25 protein-coding genes are annotated in these 22,414 nt (G+C 67.1%); 10 read left to right on the forward strand and 15 right to left on the reverse strand.

Annotation, left to right across the window (positions count from 1 at the left end; genetic code table 11):
- Positions 1-64 precede the first annotated feature (64 nt).
- From glyA to ACFXKN_RS25030, 3 genes are all read left to right on the forward strand, one after another.
- The gene (gene glyA / locus ACFXKN_RS25020; protein ID WP_379433952.1) at positions 65-1,360 is read left to right on the forward strand and encodes a serine hydroxymethyltransferase; all 1,296 of its coding nucleotides are present in this window, start codon (positions 65-67) and stop codon (positions 1,358-1,360) included.
- 153 nt (positions 1,361-1,513) lie between these two features.
- Positions 1,514-1,726: a hypothetical protein gene (locus ACFXKN_RS25025; RefSeq protein WP_379433953.1), complete on the forward strand. Its 213-nt coding sequence runs from the start codon at positions 1,514-1,516 to the stop codon at positions 1,724-1,726.
- Positions 1,727-1,730: 4 nt separating this feature from the next.
- Complete coding sequence (locus tag ACFXKN_RS25030; protein WP_379433954.1) at positions 1,731-3,029, forward strand: hypothetical protein; 1,299 nt, start codon at positions 1,731-1,733, stop codon at positions 3,027-3,029.
- 14 nt (positions 3,030-3,043) lie between these two features.
- Here ACFXKN_RS25030 and ACFXKN_RS25035 read toward each other — a convergent pair whose 3' ends face one another.
- From ACFXKN_RS25035 to ACFXKN_RS25060, 6 genes are all read right to left on the reverse strand, one after another.
- Positions 3,044-3,427 carry a type II toxin-antitoxin system VapC family toxin gene (locus tag ACFXKN_RS25035; protein WP_379433955.1) on the reverse strand — a complete coding sequence of 128 codons (384 nt, stop codon included), beginning with the start codon at positions 3,425-3,427 and terminating at the stop codon, positions 3,044-3,046.
- Positions 3,414-3,659, reverse strand: coding sequence for a type II toxin-antitoxin system Phd/YefM family antitoxin (locus tag ACFXKN_RS25040; RefSeq protein WP_379433956.1), 246 nt, complete (start codon positions 3,657-3,659; stop codon positions 3,414-3,416). Before ACFXKN_RS25040 ends, ACFXKN_RS25035 begins: the two co-directional genes overlap by 14 nt.
- A 90-nt stretch (positions 3,660-3,749) precedes the next feature.
- Positions 3,750-4,733: an LLM class F420-dependent oxidoreductase gene (locus ACFXKN_RS25045; protein WP_379433957.1), complete on the reverse strand. Its 984-nt coding sequence runs from the start codon at positions 4,731-4,733 to the stop codon at positions 3,750-3,752.
- A 163-nt stretch (positions 4,734-4,896) separates the two neighbouring features.
- The gene (locus tag ACFXKN_RS25050) at positions 4,897-5,331 is read right to left on the reverse strand and encodes a PIN domain-containing protein (RefSeq protein ID WP_378940621.1); all 435 of its coding nucleotides are present in this window, start codon (positions 5,329-5,331) and stop codon (positions 4,897-4,899) included.
- Positions 5,328-5,573, reverse strand: a complete 246-nt coding sequence (locus tag ACFXKN_RS25055) for a ribbon-helix-helix protein, CopG family (RefSeq protein WP_378940620.1) — start codon at positions 5,571-5,573, stop codon at positions 5,328-5,330. The genes ACFXKN_RS25050 and ACFXKN_RS25055 overlap by 4 nt, the downstream gene beginning before the upstream one ends.
- Before the next feature lie 63 nt (positions 5,574-5,636).
- Positions 5,637-6,830, reverse strand: a complete 1,194-nt coding sequence (locus tag ACFXKN_RS25060; protein ID WP_379433958.1) for an FAD-dependent monooxygenase — start codon at positions 6,828-6,830, stop codon at positions 5,637-5,639.
- 109 nt (positions 6,831-6,939) lie between these two features.
- Between ACFXKN_RS25060 and ACFXKN_RS25065 the strand changes: the two genes are divergently transcribed.
- A complete protein-coding gene (locus tag ACFXKN_RS25065; RefSeq protein ID WP_379433959.1) occupies positions 6,940-7,683 on the forward strand; it encodes a TetR/AcrR family transcriptional regulator in 744 nt (247 codons plus the stop codon).
- Positions 7,684-7,692: 9 nt separating this feature from the next.
- Positions 7,693-8,112 carry a limonene-1,2-epoxide hydrolase family protein gene (locus tag ACFXKN_RS25070; RefSeq protein WP_378940617.1) on the forward strand — a complete coding sequence of 140 codons (420 nt, stop codon included), beginning with the start codon at positions 7,693-7,695 and terminating at the stop codon, positions 8,110-8,112.
- Here ACFXKN_RS25070 and ACFXKN_RS25075 read toward each other — a convergent pair whose 3' ends face one another.
- Complete coding sequence (locus ACFXKN_RS25075) at positions 8,113-8,385, reverse strand: hypothetical protein (RefSeq protein ID WP_378940616.1); 273 nt, start codon at positions 8,383-8,385, stop codon at positions 8,113-8,115.
- A gap of 307 nt (positions 8,386-8,692) precedes the next feature.
- Here ACFXKN_RS25075 and ACFXKN_RS25080 point away from each other — a divergent pair, with 307 nt between their 5' ends.
- From ACFXKN_RS25080 to ACFXKN_RS25090, 3 genes are all read left to right on the forward strand, one after another.
- Positions 8,693-10,072 carry a PhoH family protein gene (locus ACFXKN_RS25080; protein ID WP_379433960.1) on the forward strand — a complete coding sequence of 460 codons (1,380 nt, stop codon included), beginning with the start codon at positions 8,693-8,695 and terminating at the stop codon, positions 10,070-10,072.
- 184 nt (positions 10,073-10,256) lie between these two features.
- Entirely contained in the window at positions 10,257-10,883 is a 627-nt protein-coding gene (locus ACFXKN_RS25085) for an LGFP repeat-containing protein (RefSeq protein WP_379433961.1), read from the forward strand.
- Positions 10,884-10,966: 83 nt separating this feature from the next.
- Complete coding sequence (locus tag ACFXKN_RS25090; RefSeq protein WP_379433962.1) at positions 10,967-11,821, forward strand: acyl-ACP desaturase; 855 nt, start codon at positions 10,967-10,969, stop codon at positions 11,819-11,821.
- A 52-nt stretch (positions 11,822-11,873) separates the two neighbouring features.
- Here the strand turns inward: ACFXKN_RS25090 and ACFXKN_RS25095 are convergent, their stop codons facing one another.
- Positions 11,874-13,274, reverse strand: coding sequence for a class II fumarate hydratase (locus ACFXKN_RS25095; protein WP_379433963.1), 1,401 nt, complete (start codon positions 13,272-13,274; stop codon positions 11,874-11,876).
- Positions 13,275-13,438: 164 nt separating this feature from the next.
- Positions 13,439-14,482: a class II fructose-bisphosphatase gene (gene glpX / locus ACFXKN_RS25100; protein ID WP_378940611.1), complete on the reverse strand. Its 1,044-nt coding sequence runs from the start codon at positions 14,480-14,482 to the stop codon at positions 13,439-13,441.
- Positions 14,483-14,609: 127 nt separating this feature from the next.
- Between glpX and ACFXKN_RS25105 the strand changes: the two genes are divergently transcribed.
- The gene (locus ACFXKN_RS25105; RefSeq protein ID WP_378940610.1) at positions 14,610-15,176 is read left to right on the forward strand and encodes a DUF4245 domain-containing protein; all 567 of its coding nucleotides are present in this window, start codon (positions 14,610-14,612) and stop codon (positions 15,174-15,176) included.
- 11 nt (positions 15,177-15,187) lie between these two features.
- Here the strand turns inward: ACFXKN_RS25105 and ACFXKN_RS25110 are convergent, their stop codons facing one another.
- From ACFXKN_RS25110 to ACFXKN_RS25125, 4 genes are all read right to left on the reverse strand, one after another.
- Complete coding sequence (locus ACFXKN_RS25110) at positions 15,188-16,612, reverse strand: FAD-binding oxidoreductase (RefSeq protein ID WP_379433964.1); 1,425 nt, start codon at positions 16,610-16,612, stop codon at positions 15,188-15,190.
- A 131-nt stretch (positions 16,613-16,743) separates the two neighbouring features.
- Positions 16,744-17,004 carry an exodeoxyribonuclease VII small subunit gene (locus tag ACFXKN_RS25115; protein ID WP_378940608.1) on the reverse strand — a complete coding sequence of 87 codons (261 nt, stop codon included), beginning with the start codon at positions 17,002-17,004 and terminating at the stop codon, positions 16,744-16,746.
- Entirely contained in the window at positions 17,001-18,287 is a 1,287-nt protein-coding gene (xseA, locus tag ACFXKN_RS25120; protein ID WP_379433965.1) for an exodeoxyribonuclease VII large subunit, read from the reverse strand. Before xseA ends, ACFXKN_RS25115 begins: the two co-directional genes overlap by 4 nt.
- 78 nt (positions 18,288-18,365) lie before the next feature.
- Positions 18,366-18,959, reverse strand: a complete 594-nt coding sequence (locus ACFXKN_RS25125) for a lipid droplet-associated protein (RefSeq protein ID WP_379433966.1) — start codon at positions 18,957-18,959, stop codon at positions 18,366-18,368.
- A gap of 114 nt (positions 18,960-19,073) precedes the next feature.
- Here ACFXKN_RS25125 and ACFXKN_RS25130 point away from each other — a divergent pair, with 114 nt between their 5' ends.
- Entirely contained in the window at positions 19,074-20,087 is a 1,014-nt protein-coding gene (locus ACFXKN_RS25130) for a 4-hydroxy-3-methylbut-2-enyl diphosphate reductase (RefSeq protein ID WP_379433967.1), read from the forward strand.
- A 162-nt stretch (positions 20,088-20,249) separates the two neighbouring features.
- Here ACFXKN_RS25130 and ACFXKN_RS25135 read toward each other — a convergent pair whose 3' ends face one another.
- Together ACFXKN_RS25135 and ACFXKN_RS25140 are read right to left on the reverse strand one after the other, a co-directional pair.
- Entirely contained in the window at positions 20,250-21,104 is an 855-nt protein-coding gene (locus ACFXKN_RS25135) for a DUF6542 domain-containing protein (RefSeq protein ID WP_379433968.1), read from the reverse strand.
- Positions 21,105-21,155: 51 nt separating this feature from the next.
- On the reverse strand, positions 21,156-22,304 hold the full coding sequence (locus ACFXKN_RS25140) for a DNA recombination protein RmuC (protein WP_379433969.1): 1,149 nt from the start codon (positions 22,302-22,304) through the stop codon (positions 21,156-21,158).
- Positions 22,305-22,414: the final 110 nt, after the last annotated feature.

A 22,414-nucleotide genomic window follows, 5' to 3' on the forward strand; every position in this document is an offset into this window, starting at 1 on the left:
GCTCGGACGGTGTTGCGGTATCCCCGTGCTCGGCTCGCACACGGTCGGCAATAGACTCGCATGCGTGACGCAGACGACCGCTTCGGTGAATACCCAGTCTCTCGGTGAGCTCGATCCCGAGTTGGCCGCCGCGATGGCGGGCGAGCTCGCCCGCGAACGCGACACCCTCGAGATGATCGCTTCGGAGAACTTCGTGCCGCGGGCGGTCCTGCAGGCGCAGGGCTCCGTACTCACGAACAAGTACGCCGAGGGTTACCCGGGCCGCCGCTACTACGGTGGCTGCGAGGCCGTCGACGTGGTGGAGACCCTGGCCCGCGACCGTGCCAAGGAGCTGTTCGGCGCCGAGTTCGCCAACGTGCAGCCCCACTCGGGCGCGCAGGCCAACGCCGCGGTGCTGATGGCGCTGATGAACCCGGGCGAGACCCTGCTCGGCCTCGACCTCGCGCACGGCGGTCACCTCACCCACGGCATGCGCCTGAACTTCTCGGGCAAGCTCTACGACGTCCACTCCTACGGCGTGAGCAAGGAAGACCACCGCATCGACATGGACGAGGTGCGTGACATCGCGCTCGAGGCCAAGCCGAAGGTGATCGTCGCCGGTTGGTCGGCCTACCCGCGTCACCAGGATTTCGCTCGCTTCCGTGAGATCGCCGACGAGGTCGGTGCCTACCTGTGGGTCGACATGGCCCACTTCGCCGGCCTGGTCGCCGCCGGTCTGCACCCCTCGCCCGTGCCGTACGCCGACGTGGTGTCGTCCACCGTGCACAAGACCCTCGGCGGCCCCCGCTCCGGCCTGATCCTGGCCAAGCAGGAATTCGCCAAGAAGCTCAACTCCGCGGTGTTCCCCGGCCAGCAGGGCGGCCCGCTCATGCACGTGATCGCCGCCAAGGCCGCCGCGTTCAAGATCGCCGCCACCGAGGAGTTCGCCGACCGCCAGGTCCGCACCCTGTCCGGTGCCCGCATCCTCGCCGAGCGTCTGACCGGCGCCGACGTCAAGGACAAGGGCGTTTCTGTCCTCACCGGCGGCACCGACGTGCACCTGGTCCTGGTCGACCTGCGTAACTCCGAGCTCGACGGTCAGCAGGCCGAAGACGTGCTCCACGAGGTTGGCATCACCGTCAACCGCAACGCCGTCCCCTTCGACCCTCGCCCCCCGATGGTCACCTCGGGCCTGCGCATCGGTACGGCGGCCCTGGCCACCCGCGGCTTCGGCGACACCGAATTCACCGAGGTGGCCGACATCATCGCCGCCGCCCTGGCCGGCACCTCCGACGTCGACACCCTGCGTGGTCGTGTCTCGCGCCTGGCTCAGAGCGTCCCGCTGTACCAGGGCCTCGAAGACTGGCGCCTGCTCGGCTGAGCCGAACCCCCAACACGAAACGCCCTCGTCGACCGATACTTTCGGACGACGGGGGCGTTGTCGTGACAGGGGATGGTCGGCATCGATTGTCGGAACGCACAAATTTCGCGCGAATTGCCAACGTGGCTAATGAAATACGGCATGGTCAGTCCGATGAAATATCGACGTGAGCTTGCGCGCGAGGTCGGCGGGGAGGTGCATGCGTTCGAGTTGCTCTCCGAGGCCGAGGCCAGGGAGCTGATCGAACTGTTCCGGGCCGCGCGAGCCAACGAGGTGCGGGCACTGCGCCGGGCCATCGATGCCGCGCTCACCGCGATGCCCGGCCCGCTGCGCACGGTCACCCGCAAGATCATTTTCGGTCGCTGAACCGATGATCGAGACCGAACTGGAAGCTCAGACTCAACTCGTGGTGCTCGCCCGCACTCTGCAGGTGCCGCCGCAGCATCTCGCACCGCTGGCCCGGCTCGGCGCGGTGCATCTTTCGGCGATGCAGCAGCAGATCCTGCGCGCGCTGCACGCCGAGCACGCGGACATGTTCCGGCGGATCGGCCCGGTCGTACCGATCTTCCCGGTCGCGCTCGGTGTCAAGCTGTTCGAGCGGGTGGTGCCGCCGGTGGTCGCGGCCAGATTCCTCGGGGCGGTCGGCGTCAAGTATCCCGAGAAGTGCGCGCAGGCGTTGTGCATGGTCGACGCCATCTACGCGGCCGACGGCGCACCGTTTCTCGACCCCGACGTCTTCGAACAGCTGATGCGATACGGCAGGCCGGAGCCGATCACCCTCATCATCAACGAGCTACTGCGGCGTCGCGACTACGTGACAGCGGCGCGGTTTCTCTCGGTGGTGAACGAACCGCTGGTCGCGGCTTTGGAGCAGACCGTTCTCGACGATGCCGGTCTGATCTTCACCGCCGCCTACGCCTACCCCGCGCACACGCTGAGCCGGATAGTCCGGCAATTGCTCGCAGGCCCGCGCGGGCGGGTACCCGGCATGCTCCAGACGGTGCTGGCCGGTCCCCCCGCCCTGCATCACGCGATGCTCGCGTTCTTCTGCAAGGTCGCCCCCGATGTCGCGGCCACCCTCGGCGACATCTTCTTCGGCCGCGGTACCACGCACGAGGTCGGTCGATTCCTGCTCACCGCGGTCAACCGAAACGCCTCTCCCGCCCTGCTCACTGTCATCGGCCGACTCAATCCGGTTGCCCTGTGGGCACTGTCGACGAACCCGCAATTCGCCGACACCGACGTGCTCGGAGCACTGGTCCGCTCGCTGGACGGCAAGGACGAAGCCGACCCGTGGCGCGGCCTTTTCGCACTCTCCGCCCGCCTGAGCGAACCGGCCCGCCGCCACATCGCCGCCACCCTGGCCGAACTGGACGAAACCTCGGTAGCCGCCCTGCCCGCCCACGCCACCGACGCCACCTACTGGCCGGCCCTCCTGCAATTGCTCGCCGAATCCGAACCGGCCGCCCAATCCCGAGTCGCCGCGATCTGGTCGCGCCTTCCCCCCGAATGGCAAGCGGGCATCGAACGCCACATCCACGAAAACCGCTACGACACTCGCCTGAGCCGCATCACCAACGCGCTGACCACCGTCACCCCCGAAGAGGTCTTCTTCCGCCGCCGCCAGCAGATCCGCCAACGAGGAGAAGACCACTTCGCGTCGTGGTGAAAGCCGACCGCTCGCTACTTTCTCGAGTCCGCGATGAAGTCGCGATTCAGGTCGAGTAGGACGTGGTCGGCGGTCAGGAGTTGTAGCCCTTCACAGCTGGCTTGAGAAACGATCAACCGGTCGAAGGGGTCGTGCTTGGCCAGTTCGGGGAACTCGCGTAGGCCTTCGGCGTGCTCGCCGGTGACGTCGAGAACGCTCAAGCCCTGAGCGGTCAACAATTCGGTGAAGGCAGCCGGAATGCTGAGTTTGCCGAGCACCGACTTGATCGTCAGCTCCCACACGGATGCCGCAGAGACATAGACCTCCGCGGTTGTGGAAATCGACTGACGAGCGACGGCTCCCAGACGAGGATTGTCATCCAGAGTCCACAATGCGGTTTGGCTGTCAAGCAGGAGCATCGGCGTCGTCTCCGTAGAACATCCGCTGAATGTCTACGTCGACGTCGAATGTCGAGTCATCGTAGGTGAGTTGGCCTTTCAGGCCACCGATGGTAACCGGGGCGCTTCGGTGCGGCACGAGGTCGGCGATGGGCTGGCCCGCTTTGGAGATCACGATCCGCTCGCCCTTGGATACCCGCTCGAGCAGCCTCGACAGGTGTGTCTTCGCTTCGTGGATATTGACTGTCGTCATTCACTGAGTCTACTGGACTTAGTCCAACTTAGTCTATGACTAGGGGTGTAGTGCGCGGAGCCTTACGTCATCAACCGGCGTTGATGACGCTCAGTTCACCAGCGGGTGCAGGGTGCGGCCGATCTGGTTGATGACGCCGGGTTCGTGGCCGTTGGCGATCAGGTTGACGATGACGCCGTCGATGCCGTGGTCGAGGACGCGGGTTTGGATCTGTTCGGCCACTTCGTCCGGGGTGCCGGCGAATTGGCGGTCGGCCACGGTGGCTCGGCGTTCGGCTTCGGTCATGGTGGACAGGTCGATGCCGAGGCGGGACAGCATGTCGGACTGGGTCTTCCGGGCGCGGTCGCCGTCTTCGTCGACGATGGTCATGGCGAGGAAACTGGTCTCGAGGGTGGCGGGGTCGCGGCCTGCTTCGTCGCAGCGCTGACGCAGGGCGTCGAGTTTGCGTGGCAGTTCGGAGGCGTTGCAGATGATATTGAGATGGTCGGCGAAGCGGGCGGCCATGCCGAAGGTCTTCTTCTCGCCGCCACCGCCGAGCAGAATCGGCAGGTCGTCGCGGATGCGAGGCTCGTTCATCGCCTGCTCGGTGCGATACCACTTGCCGTCGAGGGTGGAGCGCTGTCCGCGCAGCATCGGCGTGATGATCCGCAGCGCCTCGTCGAGCCGCTCGAATCGCTCGGTGAACGTGCCGAACTCGAACCCGTACTGCTGATGCTCCAGCTCGAACCACCCCGCCCCGATCCCGAGCACCGCCCGCCCACCACTCACCACATCGAGCGTGGTGACGGTCTTGGCCAGCAGCGCCGGATTCCGGTAGGTATTGCCGGTCACCAAGGCCGACAACTGAATTCGCTCGGTCGCGGTAGCGAGCCCGGACAGCGCCGAATAGGCCTCCAGCATCGGCTCCGCGGGCTCGCCGATCAACGGCAACTGGTAGAAGTGATCCATCACGAAAGCGGCATCGAACCCCGCATCCTCCGCCTCCCTGGCCTGCGCGATCACCGCGGGAAACAGCTCACGCACCGAAGCGGTATTGCTGAAGTTGGGCATCTGGTAACCGAGTCGAATGCTCATGGGGTCGACGATAAGACTTGGAGTGCACTCCAAGTCAAGGCCGCGCAGTTCGGGTCAGAGGCTCAGGATTCGATGATCCCGTTGCCGAGGGCGTCAGGGATCTCGTCGGACGTCTTCGGCCGCGCGGTTCGCCCAGGAAGCGGATTTCGCCCGACCAGGGGGTTTACAGGTCGTCGGGTAGCACCCGAAACGCGTCATGGTTCGTCAATGGCTTGATCGCTCGAAAATCCCGGCGATCCAGGGTGAGGATATCGGCGGTTTCGTACCTTTCGGCGAGGGCTACATTGGTCGCATCGGTCAAGTCCAAGCGCAATCCGAGATAGCGGTTCTGTACACGCCGACCTGTCCGAAGCATCGCGCTGGAAACCTCGGGGATTTTCACCCGCCCCTTGGTTTCCTGGGCAAGAAGCCAATCGTTTACCCCATAGGCCAGGTCGCGATTCTGGTTTCGCGTGATCACGTGTTCGATCTCGAGCATCACGAGCGGCGACACGAGGGTCAGTGCGGCCCGTTGCAACGCGGCCCGGGCCGTAACATGCTCTGGATCCTTGGAGTTGAACGCAGCCACCAATCCGGACGTATCGCCGACCAGGATCATCGCTGGGTGCTGTCGACTATTGCCTCATGCACAGTCGCGTGGATCTGATCGGCGTCGATCGGCCCGCCGAAGTCCAGGACCGGGATGTCCCATTCGTCATCCCATCTGCGTGTTCGGATCGCCGCAAGGTGGAACGCCTCCCGGAAGTACTCCGACTCCGGACGTCCTTCGCGGGCAGCAGCCTGCTTGATCAGCTCGAGGTCGCTCTCGTCGACCATGACGGTCGTCTTCTTGAGTGCCATAAGGTTATGGTACCTCCACCATAACCTTGGCGCTGGCTGCCGGGTTTGTGGACGGCGCCGAGCTCACGCGGGGCGCGGGGTTGCGGACCCGATCAGCTCCGGGTAGTCGAGCAGGTCGATGTCGTTGGCGGCCTTGTCGCCGTATTTCAGCATGAGGTTGAACAGGCGGGAGCCGAGGAACCAGTTGCGGGCCTTGATGCCGCGGGCGGTTTTCGGGGCGAGGAACGGGCCCGCGTTGCTGTTGCCCGCGATTTTGGCGTAGCGCTTCATGATTCGGTCGTAGTTCGCGAAGGCCGTCGCGTGATCGCCTGCGGCGGAGGCTAGTTCGCCTGCGAGAACGTAGGCGCCGACGATGGCGAGGCCGGTTCCGAAGCCTGCCAGGGTGTTTCCGTAGGCGGCGTCGCCGATGAGGGCGATGCGGCCGCGGGTGTAGGTGCCGTTCATGCGGACCTGGCTGATCGAATCGAGGTAGATGTCGTCGAAGTCGGCCAGGTCGGTGAGCATGCGGGGGGCATGCCAGGCCATGTCGGCGAAGGTCTCTTCGATGATGTGGCGTTGGGCGGCAGGGTCGTTGCGGGGGTAGTCGAGTTCGGGGGCGGCGAACATGTACATCTGCTGAGCTTTCGGGCCGCCGTCGATGGCGAGTTTGCCCGGGGTGTTGTGGGCGTAGCCTGCCGCTTTGTCGCGGGGAGTGGCTGCGTCGCTCCAGCGGCTCGCGCCTGCCACGCAGTAGTAATAGCTCAGGTGCGCGACGTAATCGGATTCGGGGCCGAACGCCAATTTCCTTACCCGCGAATGGATTCCGTCGGCTCCCAGTACGAGGTCGAAGGTTCGGGGCGGGTTGTTCTCGAACCGCACGGCCACCCCGTCGCCGGTGTCGCGCAGTTCGGTGATGGTGTCGCCGAAGAGGTATTCGACGGTGTCGGCGGTTTTGTCGTACATGATCTCGGCCAGGTCGCCGCGCAGGATCTCCAGGTCGCCGCCGGTGAATTCGCCCGACATCACGCCGAGTTCGCGCCCGTCCTCGTCGACGAAAATCATGTCGGTGGTGCCGGTGCGCCGGGCGCGAACCTCGTCGAGGATGCCCATCCGCTCGAGCACCGTCAGGTGGGTCTTGCCCTTGAAATCGACCGCCTGACCGCCGGCCCGCAGTGCGGGTGCGCGCTCGACGACGGTGACGGAAAAGCCGTATCGGTGCAGCCAGTAGGCCAGGGCGGGGCCTGCGACGCTGGCGCCGGAGATGAGGACGGTACGCATGGTGAACTCCTAGAAGATCTGTGTCCGATGGAATCTGTATCCGGTGGATGCAGATAAGAGTATGGTAGACACAGTTTCGCGTCAAGATGTTTTTCGAGAGGATGGGCAGATGCCGACCACGGTCGAGCTGTTGTGGGGGACCACGCAGCGCCCCAAGCGCGGGCCCAAACCCGCCCTCACCCTCGACGGGATCGTCGCCGAGGCCATCGCGCTCGTGGATGCCGAAGGGCTGTCCGCGCTGTCGATGCAGCGGCTGGCCGAACGCCTCGGCTTCACCAAGATGTCGCTGTACCGGTATGTGCCGGGCAAGGAGCAGCTGACCGCGCTGATGCTCGACGCGGCGATGGGGGAGCCGCCGAATACCGAGGGCTCACCACAGAATTGGCGTACCGGTCTGCGGGAGTGGGGCGAGGCGATCTTCGCGCGCTACCTCGCACACCCGTGGACGATCGAGCTCACCCTCGGCGTGCGGCCCTTCGGTCCGAACGAGATGGGGTGGACCGAAGCCGCGCTCACCGCGCTGGCGGGGACCGGCCTCACCGGCTCGGAAAAGCTCGACACGATCGTCCTGCTCAACGGTCACACCCGCAATCTGGCCCAGCAGGTCGCGTCGATGAGCGGTAGTGGCGAGCTGCAGTTCACCGAGCAGTTCACCGAGATGATGACCGCCGCCGCGGGCCGTTATCCCGAGGTGCTCGCGGCCTTCGCCGAGGAAGCCGCCGTCCCGGCGGGCAGCGGCGGACCGAACGACGCCCTGCGTTTCGGTGTCGACCGCATTCTCGACGGACTCGCCGCGCTGATCGATCAGCGAAACTTCAGCAGTCCCCTGGCCCCGCCGCGGTCGTCGCCCTAGGCTCTTCCCATGACCGACGAGCCGGAACTGCCGGAGCCCGCTGTCACCATCGTTCGCGAATTCTTCGCCGCGCTCGAGCTCAGCGCGGTCGACGAGGCGCTCGATCTCCTCGATCCCACGATCGTCTGGAAGAACGCCTCACTGCCTTCCGTGCGCGGCAAGAAGCGGGTGGCCGCGGTGTTGCGCGGCCTGGATCGTCCCAAGCTCGGGTTCTCCGCGGAGATCCACCACATCGCCGCCGACGGCGACATCGTGCTCACCGACCGCACCGACTACCTGCACGTCGGCCCGGTGCGGATCGGCTTCTGGGTGAGCGGCACCTTCGAGCTGCGCGAAGGCCGAATCGTGCTGTGGGACGACCACTTCAGTAAGGGCAATGCCCTGCGCGGCACCATCGTCGGCGTGGCGAAGGCGATCACCGGGCGCTGACTACTTGTGCTTGCGTAGATACGCCAGATAGGTCGGTCGCAGCACGTCGGCCAATTTGCCGTCGCCCGCGTGGAAGTAGTCGTCGAGCATCGGCAGCACGTATTTGATGTCGGCCGAGCTCTCGCCGAGGTCGCCCGCCTCGGCCTGGGCCGCCGGAATCGACTTGAGCAGTTCCCACAGGAACTTCACGTCACCGCGTCGCACGGCCGTCTTCACCGCGCGATCGTGCAGTTCCTTCGACGACAGCTTCTCCAGATCCTGGTCATCGGCCATGCCATCGACTCTAGCGCTCGGCGACGCACACGTGCCGGATCCGGCGCGACAGTGCGGGTTAACGACAAATTCACGCCACGCGTGCGCCGGTCCAGCAGCGCGGCTACGAATTCGGCGGTAGCGTCGGAGATGCGAGTCGCGTCGGTGTGATTCGTACGGGAGGTCCTGACCGTGACTGAGCTACTCAGTGCGAGAGGGCCGGCACCTGGCCCTCGGGGCGGTTGACTCAGCGTCAAACGCCCACAGGACGGACCGGTCCAGCGAGATCGTTCGCGCGGGTGCCGTGCGAACACATAAGGAGCCCACCGTGACTGCTGCACGCTCCGTTTCCGCTTCCGCGAAGCACACGGCCTCGGCCTCGGCCTCGAAGAAAGGGGCTCGCCCCTCACGTTCCGGTCGCAAGACATTCGTAGTCGACACCTCAGTACTCCTGTCGGATCCATGGGCTGTCACCCGGTTCGGGGAACACAGTGTGGTCCTACCCCTGGTCGTGATCAGTGAGCTGGAGGCGAAACGACACCACCACGAGCTCGGCTGGTTCGCCCGCGAGGCTCTGCGCATGCTCGATGACCTGCGTGTGCAGCACGGCAGGCTCGACCAGGCGCTGCCCATCGGCACCGACGGCGGCACCCTGCAGGTGGAGCTCAACCACACCGATTCGTCGGTGCTGCCCGCCGGATTCCGTTCCGACACCAACGATTCCCGCATCCTGGCCTGCGCGCTGAACTTCTCGGCCGAGGGTGAGGACGTGGTGCTGGTGTCCAAGGACATCCCGCTACGGGTCAAGGCCAGCGCGGTCGGCTTGTCGGCCGACGAGTACCACGCACAGGACGTGGTGACCTCCGGCTGGAGCGGGATGGTGGAACTCGACGTGGCGGGCTCCCAGATCGATCAGCTCTACACCGATTCGGTGATCGACCTCGACGTTGCGCGAGAGTTGCCGTGCCACACCGGCGTTCGGTTGCTGGGCAGCAGCTCGAGCGCGCTGGGCCGGGTCACCGCCGACAAGCGGATTCAACTGGTCAGGGAGCGGGAGGCATTCGGGCTGCACGGACGTTCGGCCGAACAGCGCATCGCACTCGATCTGCTGCTCGACGAGAGCATCGGGATCGTGTCGATGGGTGGGCGCGCCGGTACCGGTAAGTCGGCGCTGGCGTTGACCGCCGGGCTCGAGGCGGTGCTGGAGCGGCGCACGCAGCGCAAGGTGGTCGTGTTCCGGCCGCTGTACGCGGTGGGCGGGCAGGAACTGGGCTACCTGCCGGGGTCGGAGAGCGAGAAGATGGGCCCGTGGGCACAGGCCGTCTTCGACACCCTCGACGGACTGGCCAGCCGCGAGGTGCTCGAGGAGGTGCTCAGCCGCGACATGCTCGAAGTGTTGCCGCTGACCCACATTCGCGGCCGGTCGCTGCACGATTCGTTCGTGATCGTCGACGAGGCGCAGTCGCTCGAACGCAATGTGTTGCTCACGGTGTTGAGCCGCCTTGGCACGGGTTCGCGAGTGGTGCTCACCCACGATGTCGCCCAGCGCGACAATCTGCGGGTGGGTAGGCACGACGGTGTGGCGGCGGTGATCGAAAAGCTCAAGGGCCACCCGCTTTTCGCGCACATCACGCTCACTCGCAGCGAGCGCTCGCCGATCGCGGCACTGGTGACCGAGATGCTCGAGGAGTACGGACCTAACGCGTAATCATCGGCAATCAGGCCGCGTCACGGCCAGAATCCGTTTGATTACCGCAAATGGTGGGTAATATCCGCGAGGACACCAATCCAGCAACGGCTCGGCGAACACTGTTCCGCCGGGCCGTTGCTGGATTATCGGCCGGGCTCCATTCCGGGGGCACCCCCGTGGGGCCACTCGCGAGAGGATGGATATGAACCACTTCGCTCGACGTACTGCTGCCGGGAGCGCCGCGGTCCTGGCCGCGGCGGGTCTGCTGCTCGCTGCCGGTTGCACCGACGAAAACAAGGACAAGGCCAAAGACGCCGTCGCTTCGGTGACCTCCGCCGTCGGCGCCCCAGGGGCGAGCGCCACCACCGAGCACGACATGGACGCGATGACCACCACCCCCGGTGCGGAAACCACCACCGGTGCCGAGACCACCTCCGGCGCGGCCACCACGGGCGGGGCGGCAGGCGAATCGACCACCATCTCCACCCCGAACGGTGACATCACCATTTCCGGCGAGGTGTACAAGAAGTACGTGGCGGCCGGCGCCGCGGCCAGCCCGCTCGGCGCACCGGAAGAAGCCCAGGAATCCGGCCCCGACGGTGGCGAGTACCAGGACTTCACCGGCGGCACCATCTACTGGAGCAAGGATTCCGGCGCCCACATCGTGTGGGGCGAGATTCGCGAGGCGTGGGAGGAGAACGGCGGTGCCAACGGCACGCTGGGCTACCCGACCAGCGACGAGAAGGACATCACCGGTGGCAAGCAGAGCGACTTCACCGGCGGCACCATCACCTGGGTCAACGGTGAGACCACGGTGACGCCCAAGTAAGAGCGTTGCGCTCAGCCCCAGCGCGGGGGCCCGGTTCACCCCGTGGGTCCCCGCGCTTGCGCAGGAGGTACTAGGTTGTCGGGGTGCAGAAAACTTTGACCGACCGCGAGCTGCTGGATTCGCTCGCGGACGAGGTGGAAATCAACCTGCGTCGCCACATCGAGTTGGCCGACGGCTGGCAGCCGCACGAACAGGTGCCGTGGTCGGACGGGCGGAACTTCGCCTTCCTCGGCGGCACCGACTGGACCCCGGAACAGTCCGAGCTCAGCGACACCGCCCGGCTCGCGCTGACCGTGAGTGTCCTGGTCGCCGACAATCTGCCGTCCTACCACCGTGAGCTCGGTAAGCACCTGCGCACCGGTCCCTGGTGGCGCTGGGTCGGCCGGTGGACGGCGGAGGAGAACCGCCACGAGATCATGATCCGCAACTACCTCATGCTCACGCGTGCGGTGGACCCGGTCGCGCTCGAGCGGGCCCGCATGCAGCACATGACCGACGGTTTCAACCGGCCCCCGATGCACCTGATCGACGTGCTGGCCACCTGCGCGTTCGAAGAGGTCGCCGCCGCGATCCGGCATCGCAACACCGCCGCGCTCGGCGAGAACCCGATCGTCACCGGGATGGCCGAGAAGCTGGCCGCCGACGACGAACTGCAGGCCGAGTTCTTCGCCGTGCTCGTCGCCGCCGCCCTCGACCTGGTTCCCGACCAGGCTGTGCGCGCGATCGCCGATCGGGTCGCCGACTTCCGGGTGCCGCACGTGGATCTGCCCGGTGGTGGATCCAGCGACGAGGCGCTGGCCGAGGCGGGCATCTACGACCGCGCGAAAGAGGATGAGCTGGTGTTCAAGCCGCTGCTGCGGCGCTGGAACATCTTCTCCCGCACCGATTTCAGCGAAGCGGGCGAGAAGGCCCGCGCCGAACTCGCGCACCTGGCCTGAGTTTTTCCACGAACGGCCGTCACCTCCTGTGAGGTGACGGCCGTTCGGTGTCTCAGCGGTCTACGTCGGCCATGGCCAGCACGTCGAGCTTGCGGTCGAGCTCTTCGAGCGAGAGCTTGTCGGGGACGAGCCCGCGATCGATCACGGTCTGGCGGATCGTCTTCTTCTCGCGCAGCGCCTGTTTGGCGACGGCGGCCGCTTCCTCGTAGCCGATGGCCGAGTTGAGTGGGGTGACGATCGACGGCGACGATTCGGCGAGGGTCCGCAGGTGCTCCTCGTTGGCGACCAGCCCGATCACGCACTTGTCGGCGAACAGCCGAGAAACGTTGGCCAGCAGGCGAATCGACTCGAGCAGATTGCGAGCCATCACCGGGATGTAGACGTTGAGCTCGAACGCCCCACTGGCCCCGCCGAACGCGATCGCCGCGTCGTTGCCGATCACCTGTACCGCCACCTGCGTAACCGCTTCGGGCAGAACGGGATTCACCTTGCCCGGCATGATCGAGCTACCCGGCTGCAAGTCCGGCAGCTGCAATTCGCCGAGTCCGGTCAGCGGGCCCGACCCCATCCAGCGGATATCGTTGGCGATCTTGGTCAGGCTGACCGCGATGGTGCGCAGCGCGCCGGAGGCCTCGACGAGCCCGTCGCGCGCGGCCTGGGCTTCGAAGTGATCATGGGCTTCGCGCAGCGCGTCGATTCCCGTGGTGCGCACCAGTTCCGCGACGACCTTCGTGCCGAATCCGGCGGGCGCGTTGAGTCCGGTCCCCACCGCGGTGCCGCCGATCGGCAACTCGCCAAGGCGCGGCAGGGTGGCCATCGCACGCTCGATGCCCGCGGCGATCTGGCGGGTGTAGCCGCCGAATTCCTGGCCGAGCGTCACCGGTACCGCGTCCATCAGGTGGGTGCGTCCCGACTTCACCACGGTGCGCCACTGCTGCGACTTGTCCTGCAACGCCAGGCGCAGATGATCCAGTGCGGGAACCAGTTCGGTGATGACGGCCTCGGTGGCGGCCAGGTGCGTCGCGGTGGGGAAGGTGTCGTTGGACGACTGTGACATGTTCACGTCATCGTTGGGGTGGACGGTGACTCCGTCGCGTGCGGCGATCGAGGCGATCACCTCGTTGGCGTTCATGTTCGAGCTGGTGCCGGAACCGGTCTGGAACACGTCGATCGGGAACTGGTCGTCGTGTTCGCCGTTCGCGATCTCGCCCGCCGCCGCGATGATCGCGTCGGCCTTGGCCGGATCGAGCAGGCCCAGATCCTTGTTCACCTGCGCGCAGGCGGCTTTCAGCAGACCGAGCGCCCGGATCTGCGCCCGCTCCAGCCCCCGCCCGCTGATCGGGAAGTTCTCCACGGCGCGCTGGGTCTGCGCCCGCCACAGGGCGTCGATCGGGACGCGAACCTCGCCCATGGTGTCGTGCTCGATGCGGTACTGCGCGTCGTCGTCAGCCATACCTCGACCCTAGGACGCGAACCGCCCGAATGGTGCCCCCACGCCAGCGCGAAATCCCACACCCGGACCAGGAATAGTGCCGGTGCAAGCGTCGGGCGAATCGGTGGGCGTGAAAATGCCCCCTCGCGCTGCCGAGGCAGCGCGAGGGGGCATCCGATGTCACATCACGGCAGCGGCGGGTTCGCGCTGTCGTCGCCGTCGAAGTCGACCGAGGAGTACTCGCGCAGCTTCGTCAGGCGGTGGTAGGCGTCGATCATGCGGACGGTGCCCGACTTGGAACGCATCACGATCGACTGGGTCGAGGCGCCGCCCGGGTAGTAGCGCACGCCGCGCAGCAGATCGCCGTCGGTGACGCCGGTGGCGCAGAAGAAGACGTTGTCGCCGGAGACCAGGTCGGTGGTCGAGAGCACGCGGTCCAGATCGTGGCCCGCGTCGATCGCCTTCTGGCGCTCGTCGTCGTCCTTGGGGGCGAGCATGCCCTGCAGTTCGCCGCCGAGACAGCGCAGCGCGGCAGCGGCGATGATGCCCTCGGGGGTACCGCCGATGCCGACCAGGATGTCGACGCCGGACTCGGGACGCGCGGCGGCGATCGCGCCCGCGACATCACCGTCGGAGATGAGGCGGATGCGGGCGCCCGCGTCGCGGGTCTGCTGGATGAGCTCCGCGTGGCGGGGGCGGTCCAGGATGCAGACGGTCAGATCGGAGACCGACAGTCGCTTGGCCTTGGCCACGCGGCGGATGTTCTCGCCGATCGGGGCGGTGATGTCGATCGAGCCCGCGGCGTCGGGGCCGACGGCGATCTTGTGCATGTAGAACACCGCGGACGGGTCGAACATGGCGCCGCGCTCGGCGACCGCGAGCACCGAGATGGCGCCGGGGGAGCCCTTCGACATCAGGGTGGTGCCGTCGACCGGGTCGACGGCGAAGTCGACCTCGGGGCCGGTGCCGTCGCCGACGAGCTCACCGTTGTAGAGCATCGGCGCTTCGTCTTTCTCGCCTTCGCCGATCACGACGATGCCCTTCATGGACACCGAGCTGACGAGTTGACGCATGGCGTCGACGGCCGCGCCGTCGCCACCTTCCTTGTCGCCACGGCCGACCCAACGGCCACTCGCCATCGCGCCTGCCTCGGTGACGCGGACCAGCTCGAGCGCGAGGTTGCGATCAGGTGCCTCGCGGCGGCTGGGGGCGGGCGAAGATGCCGTCATTGCGGAGTGCCTCCTTGGCGTTGGTGTTACGGGGGCATTGTCGCATTTCGAAACGGCACGCTCGTGCACGACCTCCTGCGATGCCCCCTGGGCGGCCTGGTCAGGGCTCGAGTGGATACTGGTAGCCGTGTCCCAGAAGAAGCACCGCATTTTCAACGACTACCGCGATCTGTTCTGGTCGTTGATCCCGTTGGTGCTGGCCGCGGTCGTGCTGGCGGGCGTGGCGAGCCAGTGCACGGTGGCGACGAACGGCCCGACGCAGGGGCAGATCCCCTTCTTCGATGCCGACGCCGCGCTGACATCCGACGCGAAGACGCTGTCGTTCCCGATCCGCAAGCCGGCGTTGCCGCAGGGCTGGACGTCGAACTCGGGCAGCCGCGACACCATCGCCACCGCCGGCGGCGGCGCGGTGAGCACGGTCGGCTACATCACCCCGCAGGGCACCTACATGCGGTACTCGCAGACCGACGCCACCGAGGAAGCCTTGTCACGGCAGGCGCTCGGCTCGCGCTATCCGACCGGGACGCAGGACGTGGCCGGGCAGACGTGGGTCGTCTACTCCGAACCGACCGAAGAAACCGGCTGGATCGCCGACCTCGGCGGTGTGCGGATCCTGATCACCGGCGCGGGCAATGAAGCCGCGTTCACCACGCTGGCGCAGGCCATCACCACCGCCCAGCCACTGGCCAAGTGAGCCGACCGCGCTTACGTGCTCAGTCGGTAGGACCAGCCGCTGTTGGGTAGCGCGGTCGACACCGCGATGGTGTCCTCGACCACGGCGTCGTCGGCTTTGCCCTGGGCTAGCAGGCCATAGGGGTCGAATTCGCGTTTGACGGCTGCCTCTCTCGGTCCCCATGGCTTCATGCCGCCCGCGCCGAGTACGGGGGTGTGGGAGTTCGCGATGAACAACCCCGCCTGCTGCAAACGCTCGGTGATCGCGGCCAATCGCTGCTGGCTCTCGAACTCGAAGACCGGTGAGCCCTGGCAGGACAGGCCGCCGTCGATCCGCTTCATTTCCACGTGCAGCGGGCCCAGCTCGGCGAAATCGCGGTGGACGGCGACCATCGACTCGTACAGATTCTCCTGCGGGAACAGTGCCATCAACCCGGTGAGCTTGTCGTTGTGGCGCTGGTAGCGCAGCATCGAATGGCCCCAGGTGAACTCGTACAGTGGCGCACCGTAGGCGCCCTTGCCCTCCAGGCAGCGGTAGCGGATCCGGCCGCCGTTGGCATGCACCAGATCCTCCACATTCGGCACCGACTGGACCGCGGCCATCACAAGCACCATCGACTCGCCGTCGGGGATCAATCCGGCCAGCTCGGGGAAGTACCGCGGCAGTGGATGTGCGTGCGGTGACACGACTTTGGTGAGTATGCCGTCGCTACAGCAGATGTCGACCGAGAAGCGGGACGCCTGCTCGAAATCTGGGAACGCGATGACCAGTTCGTGCCACTCCCAGGCCGGAGCGACCGGCAGTTCGACCTCGGTGATGATGCCGTTGGCGCCGTAGGCATGGTGCACGGTGTTCACATCGCGCCCACGCAGCTCGATCAACCGCGGGCGTTCTTCCACCGTCATCACCTCCAGCGCGGTGATGTTGCCGGGGTCGCGCAGGATGCCCCACCGGCAGCTGCCGATTCCCGCGTGCCCGCCCGCGATGTAACCGCCGACAGTGGCTTGATGCGCGGTCGATGGGTGCATCCGCAGCTCCCAGCCGGACGGGCGGATCGCGGCGTCGATATCGGCGACGACAGTCCCGGTGAGCGCGCGCACCGTGGTCGGCAGGCGCCTGCCTGGTTCACCGTGCCAGTCGATGACGCCGGCGATAGCGGTGACATCGATGACCGCGCCACCGCGCAGCGGCACGCCCTGACCGAACTGTCCGGAACCCGCACCGCGCACGGTGATCGGGATGCGATGGCGGGCGCAAGCGGCCACCGCCGTGCGCAACTCGTCCTTGTCGCGGGGCGCGATGAAGATCTCGGCATTGCGCCCGCGCAACAGGTCTCGCAGGACCGGGCTCTGGGCGAACCGGTCGCGGCTCTTGGTACGGAGCTTGCGGGTATCGGTGGAATAGGCGATGGGACCCAGATCGACGCGCAGGCTCGTCAGGGAATCAGTGGGTGACATCGGCCGTACTCCGTCATGGTTCGAACTCCTCCGCGCGCCGCCCGGACGGGCGATCCATCGTCGGACCGACCGAGGACCAGCGTGCCCGGCCGGTGTTTCGCGGCGGTAAAAGTGGAATGTCGGACGCGAGCTCAGTCGGAGGTGTCCAGATCCGCGCGGGACAGTGCGTCCTCCACGCGCCGGCGGGCGCCGGCGAGATGCTGTTCGCAGCGGGTGGCCAGGGCTTCGCCGCGTTCCCACAGCACCAGCGAGTCGTCGAGGTCGAGGCCGCCCTGTTCGAGCATCTTCACCACGTTGATGAGTTCGTCGCGGGCGCGTTCGTAGCCGAAGGTCGCGATCTCGGCCAGGGTGTCGGCAGCGGTGTTCTCGGAACCGGCGTCGGCCACGGTCACTTCCTCTTCTCGTCGGTGGTCTCTGGCGTCAGTCGCTTGGTGCCGAGTGCCGCGGCGGTGACGGCTCCGTCGGCGACCCTGATGCGCAGCTGGCTGCCCGCGGGGGAGTCATCGATCGAACGGACGACATGCCGTTCGGGACCGGCGACGCGCTGCACGACAGCGTAGCCACGGGCCAGTGTGGCGGCCGGACCCACCGCGGTGAGCTTCTCGCGCAGATGCAGGGTGGTCGTCGACTCGCCGCGCAGTAGCTGTTCGACATTGCGTCGCGCGGCGGTGCGCAGTCGTTCCAGCTCGTCATGGCGGTGGGTCAGTTCGCGCAGCGGATCGGCGAGGACGGGGCGCGATCGCAACTGTGTGATGGTGTGTGCCTCGCGCTGGACCCAGCCGCGCAACGCGGCCGCCGAGCGCGCGCGCATCTCGCGAACCCCGGCGAGTTCGGCGGCGGCGTCGGGGACGATGCGTTTGGCGGCATCGGTGGGGGTGGCCGCGCGCAGGTCGGCGACCAGGTCGAGCAGGGGGTTGTCGGGTTCGTGGCCGATGGCGCTGACGACCGGGGTGCGGGCGGCGGCGACCGCCCGGCACAGTGCCTCGTCGGAGAAGGCGAGCAGATCTTCGACGCTGCCACCGCCGCGTGCCAGCACGATCACCTCGACGTCGGGGTCGCGATCCAGTTCGGCCAGGGCTTCGAGCATCTGCGGGACCGCGGTCGGGCCCTGAACCGCGGTATTGCGGAGGACGAAACGTACTGCGGGCCAACGGTTCTGGGCCACGGATACGACGTCACGTTCGGCCGCGCTCGCCCGCCCGGTGATCAGCCCGACCGTCGCGGGCAGGAACGGCAACGGCCGCTTGAGCCGGGCATCGAACAGCCCCTCGGCCGTCAATAGGGCTTTCAATCGTTCGATCCGCGCCAGCAGCTCACCGATGCCGACCGCGCGAATCTCGGTGACCCGCAACGAGACGGTGCCGCGGCCGGTGAAGAAGTGCAGTTTGCCGTAGACGACCACGCGGCTGCCCTCGGTCAACGGCACCGGCAGCCTGCGCAACAGCTCGGGATCGCAGGTCAGCGACAGCGACATGTCCACCGAGGCATCGCGCAACACCAGGAACGCGGTGCGGGTGCCGGGGCGCAGATTGATCTGGGTGACTTGCCCCTCCACCCAGATGCTGCCGAGCCGCTCGATCCACTGGGCGACCTTCACCGCGACCGAACGCACCGGATACGGCTGCTCCGCCGAATTCGCCGGAGCGCCGGTCTGCGCGACGCCGTCCTGAGTCATAGGTCAGTTCTACGCGATGCACTGCAACCGAAAGGCGACCGCATCCCTGGAGGGGATACGGCCGCCTGGACTTCTGCTTTACTGCGCCTGGACGGTGGCGATGCGGTTGGTAAGCATCGTGACGAAGGGAGCGCGGGCGCGGGTCTGCTGTTCGAAGGCCAGCAGCTGGGCCAGCTCCTCGACGGTCAGCATCCGCAGCCGGGCGCGCAGCTGGGCCAGCGTCATCGCGGGGTAGTCGTAGCGGATCGCGACCTCGGGGGCGACGACCTCCGCCGCGGCGGGCTCCTCGGCGGGCTCGATGACCTCTTGCTCGGTCTCGAGCAGCAGCAGTGACGCGGGCACGACCTTGCCGTTGGTCGGCGTGGCGTCGGCCTCCTCGAACAGATCGAAGCGGCTGGTGTGGCCGTTGGTGGCAGGCGCGGGCTCGATGTCCTCGTCGAAAGTGGCCCATTCGGGCTGCTCGGCCGGAACCGAACCGAGCCGCTCGAACACACCGTCACCCTTGAGCGCGAGGCTGGTGACGAACTGCTGCACATGCATGGTGGTCTGCAGCACACGGCTGAGCGCGGTGATCGGGAAATTGACCGCGGCGACAGGCAGTCGCCGGGTCTCTTCTAAGGCATACACGGCGGCGCCGGCGGCCACCCTGGCCAGGAACGGAGGTCGAAACATGCCCCCAGCCTGCCGCAAACCGGGTGTGATGCAAAGGTCCACACCCCTGTTATGTGACTTTCGCCCCTTGATCCGACCTGATCGGGCCCGTCGCACGCACGTAAGCTGTGGAATATGACCTCGGCAATCCCCTTGAACGTCGGTATCACGCGCTCCGCGGGCGCGAACGCTGCCGGTGGCAAGCGCGTGCTGCTGGCCGAGCCGCGCGGCTACTGCGCAGGCGTCGACCGCGCCGTCGAGACCGTGGAGAAGGCGCTCGAGAAACACGGCGCCCCGATCTATGTGCGCAAGGAGATCGTGCACAACCGCCACGTGGTGGAAACGCTACGCGAGCAGGGCGTGATCTTCGTCGACGAGACCGACGAGGTGCCAGAGGGCGCGCTGGTCGTGTTCTCCGCGCACGGTGTCGCGCCGATCGTGCACGAGACCGCCGCCGAACGGAACCTGCGCACCATCGACGCCACCTGCCCGCTGGTCACCAAGGTGCACCAGGAAGCCAAGCGTTTCGCCCGCGACGACTTCGACATCCTGCTGATCGGCCACGAAGGCCACGAGGAAGTCGAAGGCACCGCCGGTGAGGCACCCCAGCACGTGCAGCTGGTGGACGGGCCCGACTCGGTGGACAAGGTGACCGTGCGCGACCCGTCGAAGGTGATCTGGCTGTCGCAGACCACGCTCTCGGTCGACGAGACCATGGAGACCGTCGAGCGGCTGCGCGAACGCTTCCCGACGCTGCAGGACCCGCCGAGCGACGACATCTGCTACGCCACCTCCAACCGCCAGACCGCGGTCAAGGCGATGGCGCCCGAATGCGATCTGGTGATCGTGGTCGGTTCACGCAACTCGTCGAACTCGGTGCGACTGGTCGAAGTGGCGCTCGGCGCGGGTGCGAAGGCGTCCTATCTGGTCGACTACGCGCGCGAGGTCGACCTGGCCTGGCTCGAGGGTGTGCAGACCATCGGCATCACCTCCGGCGCCTCGGTGCCGGAGATCCTGGTGACCGGGGTGCTCGACCTGCTGGCCGAGCACGGCTTCGGCGAGGTACAGCCGGTGACCACGGCCAACGAGACGCTGGTCTTCTCGTTGCCACGCGAACTACGGCCCCCCCGCTCCCCCGCCTCCCCGTGACTTCAAGCCAGATCTGGGGTGCGGGGAGATTCGCGTTGGCGGCCAGACAGTGGTGGTGGCTCAGCTAGCCCGTACCCGGTGAGTTACCCATGTTCGTGCGAGATCAGTGGGCGCACAAAGAAGAAGATCCCCGCCGTCTAGGCGGGGATCTTCGTTCGTTTCTTACCCGTTGTCCGGGCGGCGGCGTTCGGTTCGGGTGGAGTCGGCGCGGTCGCGGTAGCGCACGTTCGGTTGTGGGTGCGGGGGTGCTTCGCCGCGGCGGCGTGGGACGCGGGCAGGCTCGGCTTCGCGCGGCGCGGTGGCAGCGCGCGTGGGGCGGGCTTCACCGCCGCGGGCGGCACGGGGCTCGCGTTGTCTGGCGGCGGCGGGCGCTCGTTTCGGTTCGGTGGGCCTGGCGGGTCGGCGGGCCGGGCTCGCCATATCGACCTCGGTGTCGGGATCGGGGTCGTCCAGGACGGCGGTGGCGCGGCGGGGCCGCTTGCGCGCGGCGGTGGCGAGGTCGGGGGTCGGCTCGGGGCGGCGGCGCTTGACCGGGGTGCGTGCGGTCCGGCGGTCCGGCGTGGGGCGAGCGGTCTGGGACGCGCGCTTGGCGATCGCGATCCGGGCTCCACCGATGGCCAGTACCAGCACGGTCGCCAGCGCCATCGTCGGGAAGCGCTCCACCAGCGGGATGACCAGGTTCATCAGAACGTCTTTGATCGAGGTGGTGGCACGCCCACCCAGCATCTGGCAGGCCACCGGCACTGCGACGAACAGCAGCAGCGGCGGCATCACCATGGTGGAGAACAGACCGCGGAAGCGCACCGCGCACACGGCGAGCACGCAGCCGAGCACATACAGCGCCGAGAACGTGCCGGTCGGATAGGTTTCGCCGCCGAGTCCGTCGATCAGGAACCCGAGACCCGTCGCACCCGCGGCGAGCAGAATCGCGGCCCAGGCGGGGATGCCGGGTACCGAGGGCACGATCGAACGTTGCGGCGCGGGCACCCGGGGTCGCGCACGTTGGGAAGCAGCCACACTATGACACTAACTGCACATCGGCCCTGTAGGCGCTACGGCACGGGGATCTCAGACACGATCCTCGGCGTCGGCGAACGCGACGACGCGTGGTCGGGTCTCCGTCAGCCGGATTGCCGGGAGCTCCTGATCGCCCACGCCGAGATCGTGCATCCGGCGCGCGGTGACCAGTACCCGCGACTCCACCGAGCCCACTGTCGCGTTGAAAGCCGCTACGGCCTTACCGAGATTCACGCCCAGATTGTCCAGATGCTCGGCGACCTTGCCCAGCCGGGTGTAGAGCTCCTTACCCAGTTGCTGCACCGTTGCCATATCGCGCGAGAGCGCTTCCTGCCGCCAGCTGAATGCCACCGTACGTAGCAGTGCGATCAAGGTAGTGGGGGTTGCCAGAATCACGTTCCGGCCGAACGCGTACTCCAAGAGATCGGCATCGGTGGTGAGCGCGGCGTCGAGGAACGGGTCGCCCGGTACGAACAGCACGACGAACTCCGGTGCCGGATCGAAGGCAGCCCAGTAGGCCTTGTCGGCCAGTTGGTCGACGTGGGCGCGCAGGTGCTTGGCGTGGCGGGCCAGAAATTGGGTGCGTGCGCTGGGATCGTCGGTGGTCGCCGCGTCCAGATACGCCGAGAACGGCACCTTCGCGTCGACAACGATGTGCCTGCCACCGGCCAGCCGCACCACCATGTCGGGCCGAACCGAGCCTCGATCGTCGCCGCCGGGCCGGCTCACCTGGGTGTCGAAATCGCAGTGCCTGGTCATCCCGGCCAGTTCGACGACCCGTTCCAGCTGGATCTCGCCCCACCGTCCGCGCACCTGCGGCGCACGCAACGCGGCGACCAGCTGACCGGTCTGATCGGAGAGCCGATGCGAGGTGCGTTGCATGCCGGCGACCTGCTCACGCAAGCCCGAATAGGCGTCGATCCGATGGTGCTCGACCTGTCGGATCTGCTGTTCCAGCGCGCCGACCGCGTCGCGGAGCGGATCGACCATCGCGCCGATCGCGGCCGAATGCCTGCGCGCCGCGTCCTCATTGGCCGAGTGCAGCGATTGCTGCAGCAACCGTTGATTGTCCCCGGCCGCGGCGAGCCGGGCCTCCGCGGTGGCGGCGCGTTGCCCACCACGGGCGGAATGCCCCAACCAGCCGAGACCGAAGCCTGCGGCGAAAACGAAGACGAGCGCGACGAGCATCGAAGCGGTCATGAGAGGCGATACTGCCCGAGGCCACCGACAAGTTCGCAATTCCCCGGCAAACCGGGCATGGTCGCGGCGGGCCGGACATCGTGCGCCATGCTGGGCGCCACGCCGGTGAA

Origin of the sequence: Nocardia sp. NPDC059195, assembly GCF_042754695.1 — a bacterium.
Taxonomy (GTDB): Bacteria; Actinomycetota; Actinomycetes; order Mycobacteriales; family Mycobacteriaceae; genus Nocardia.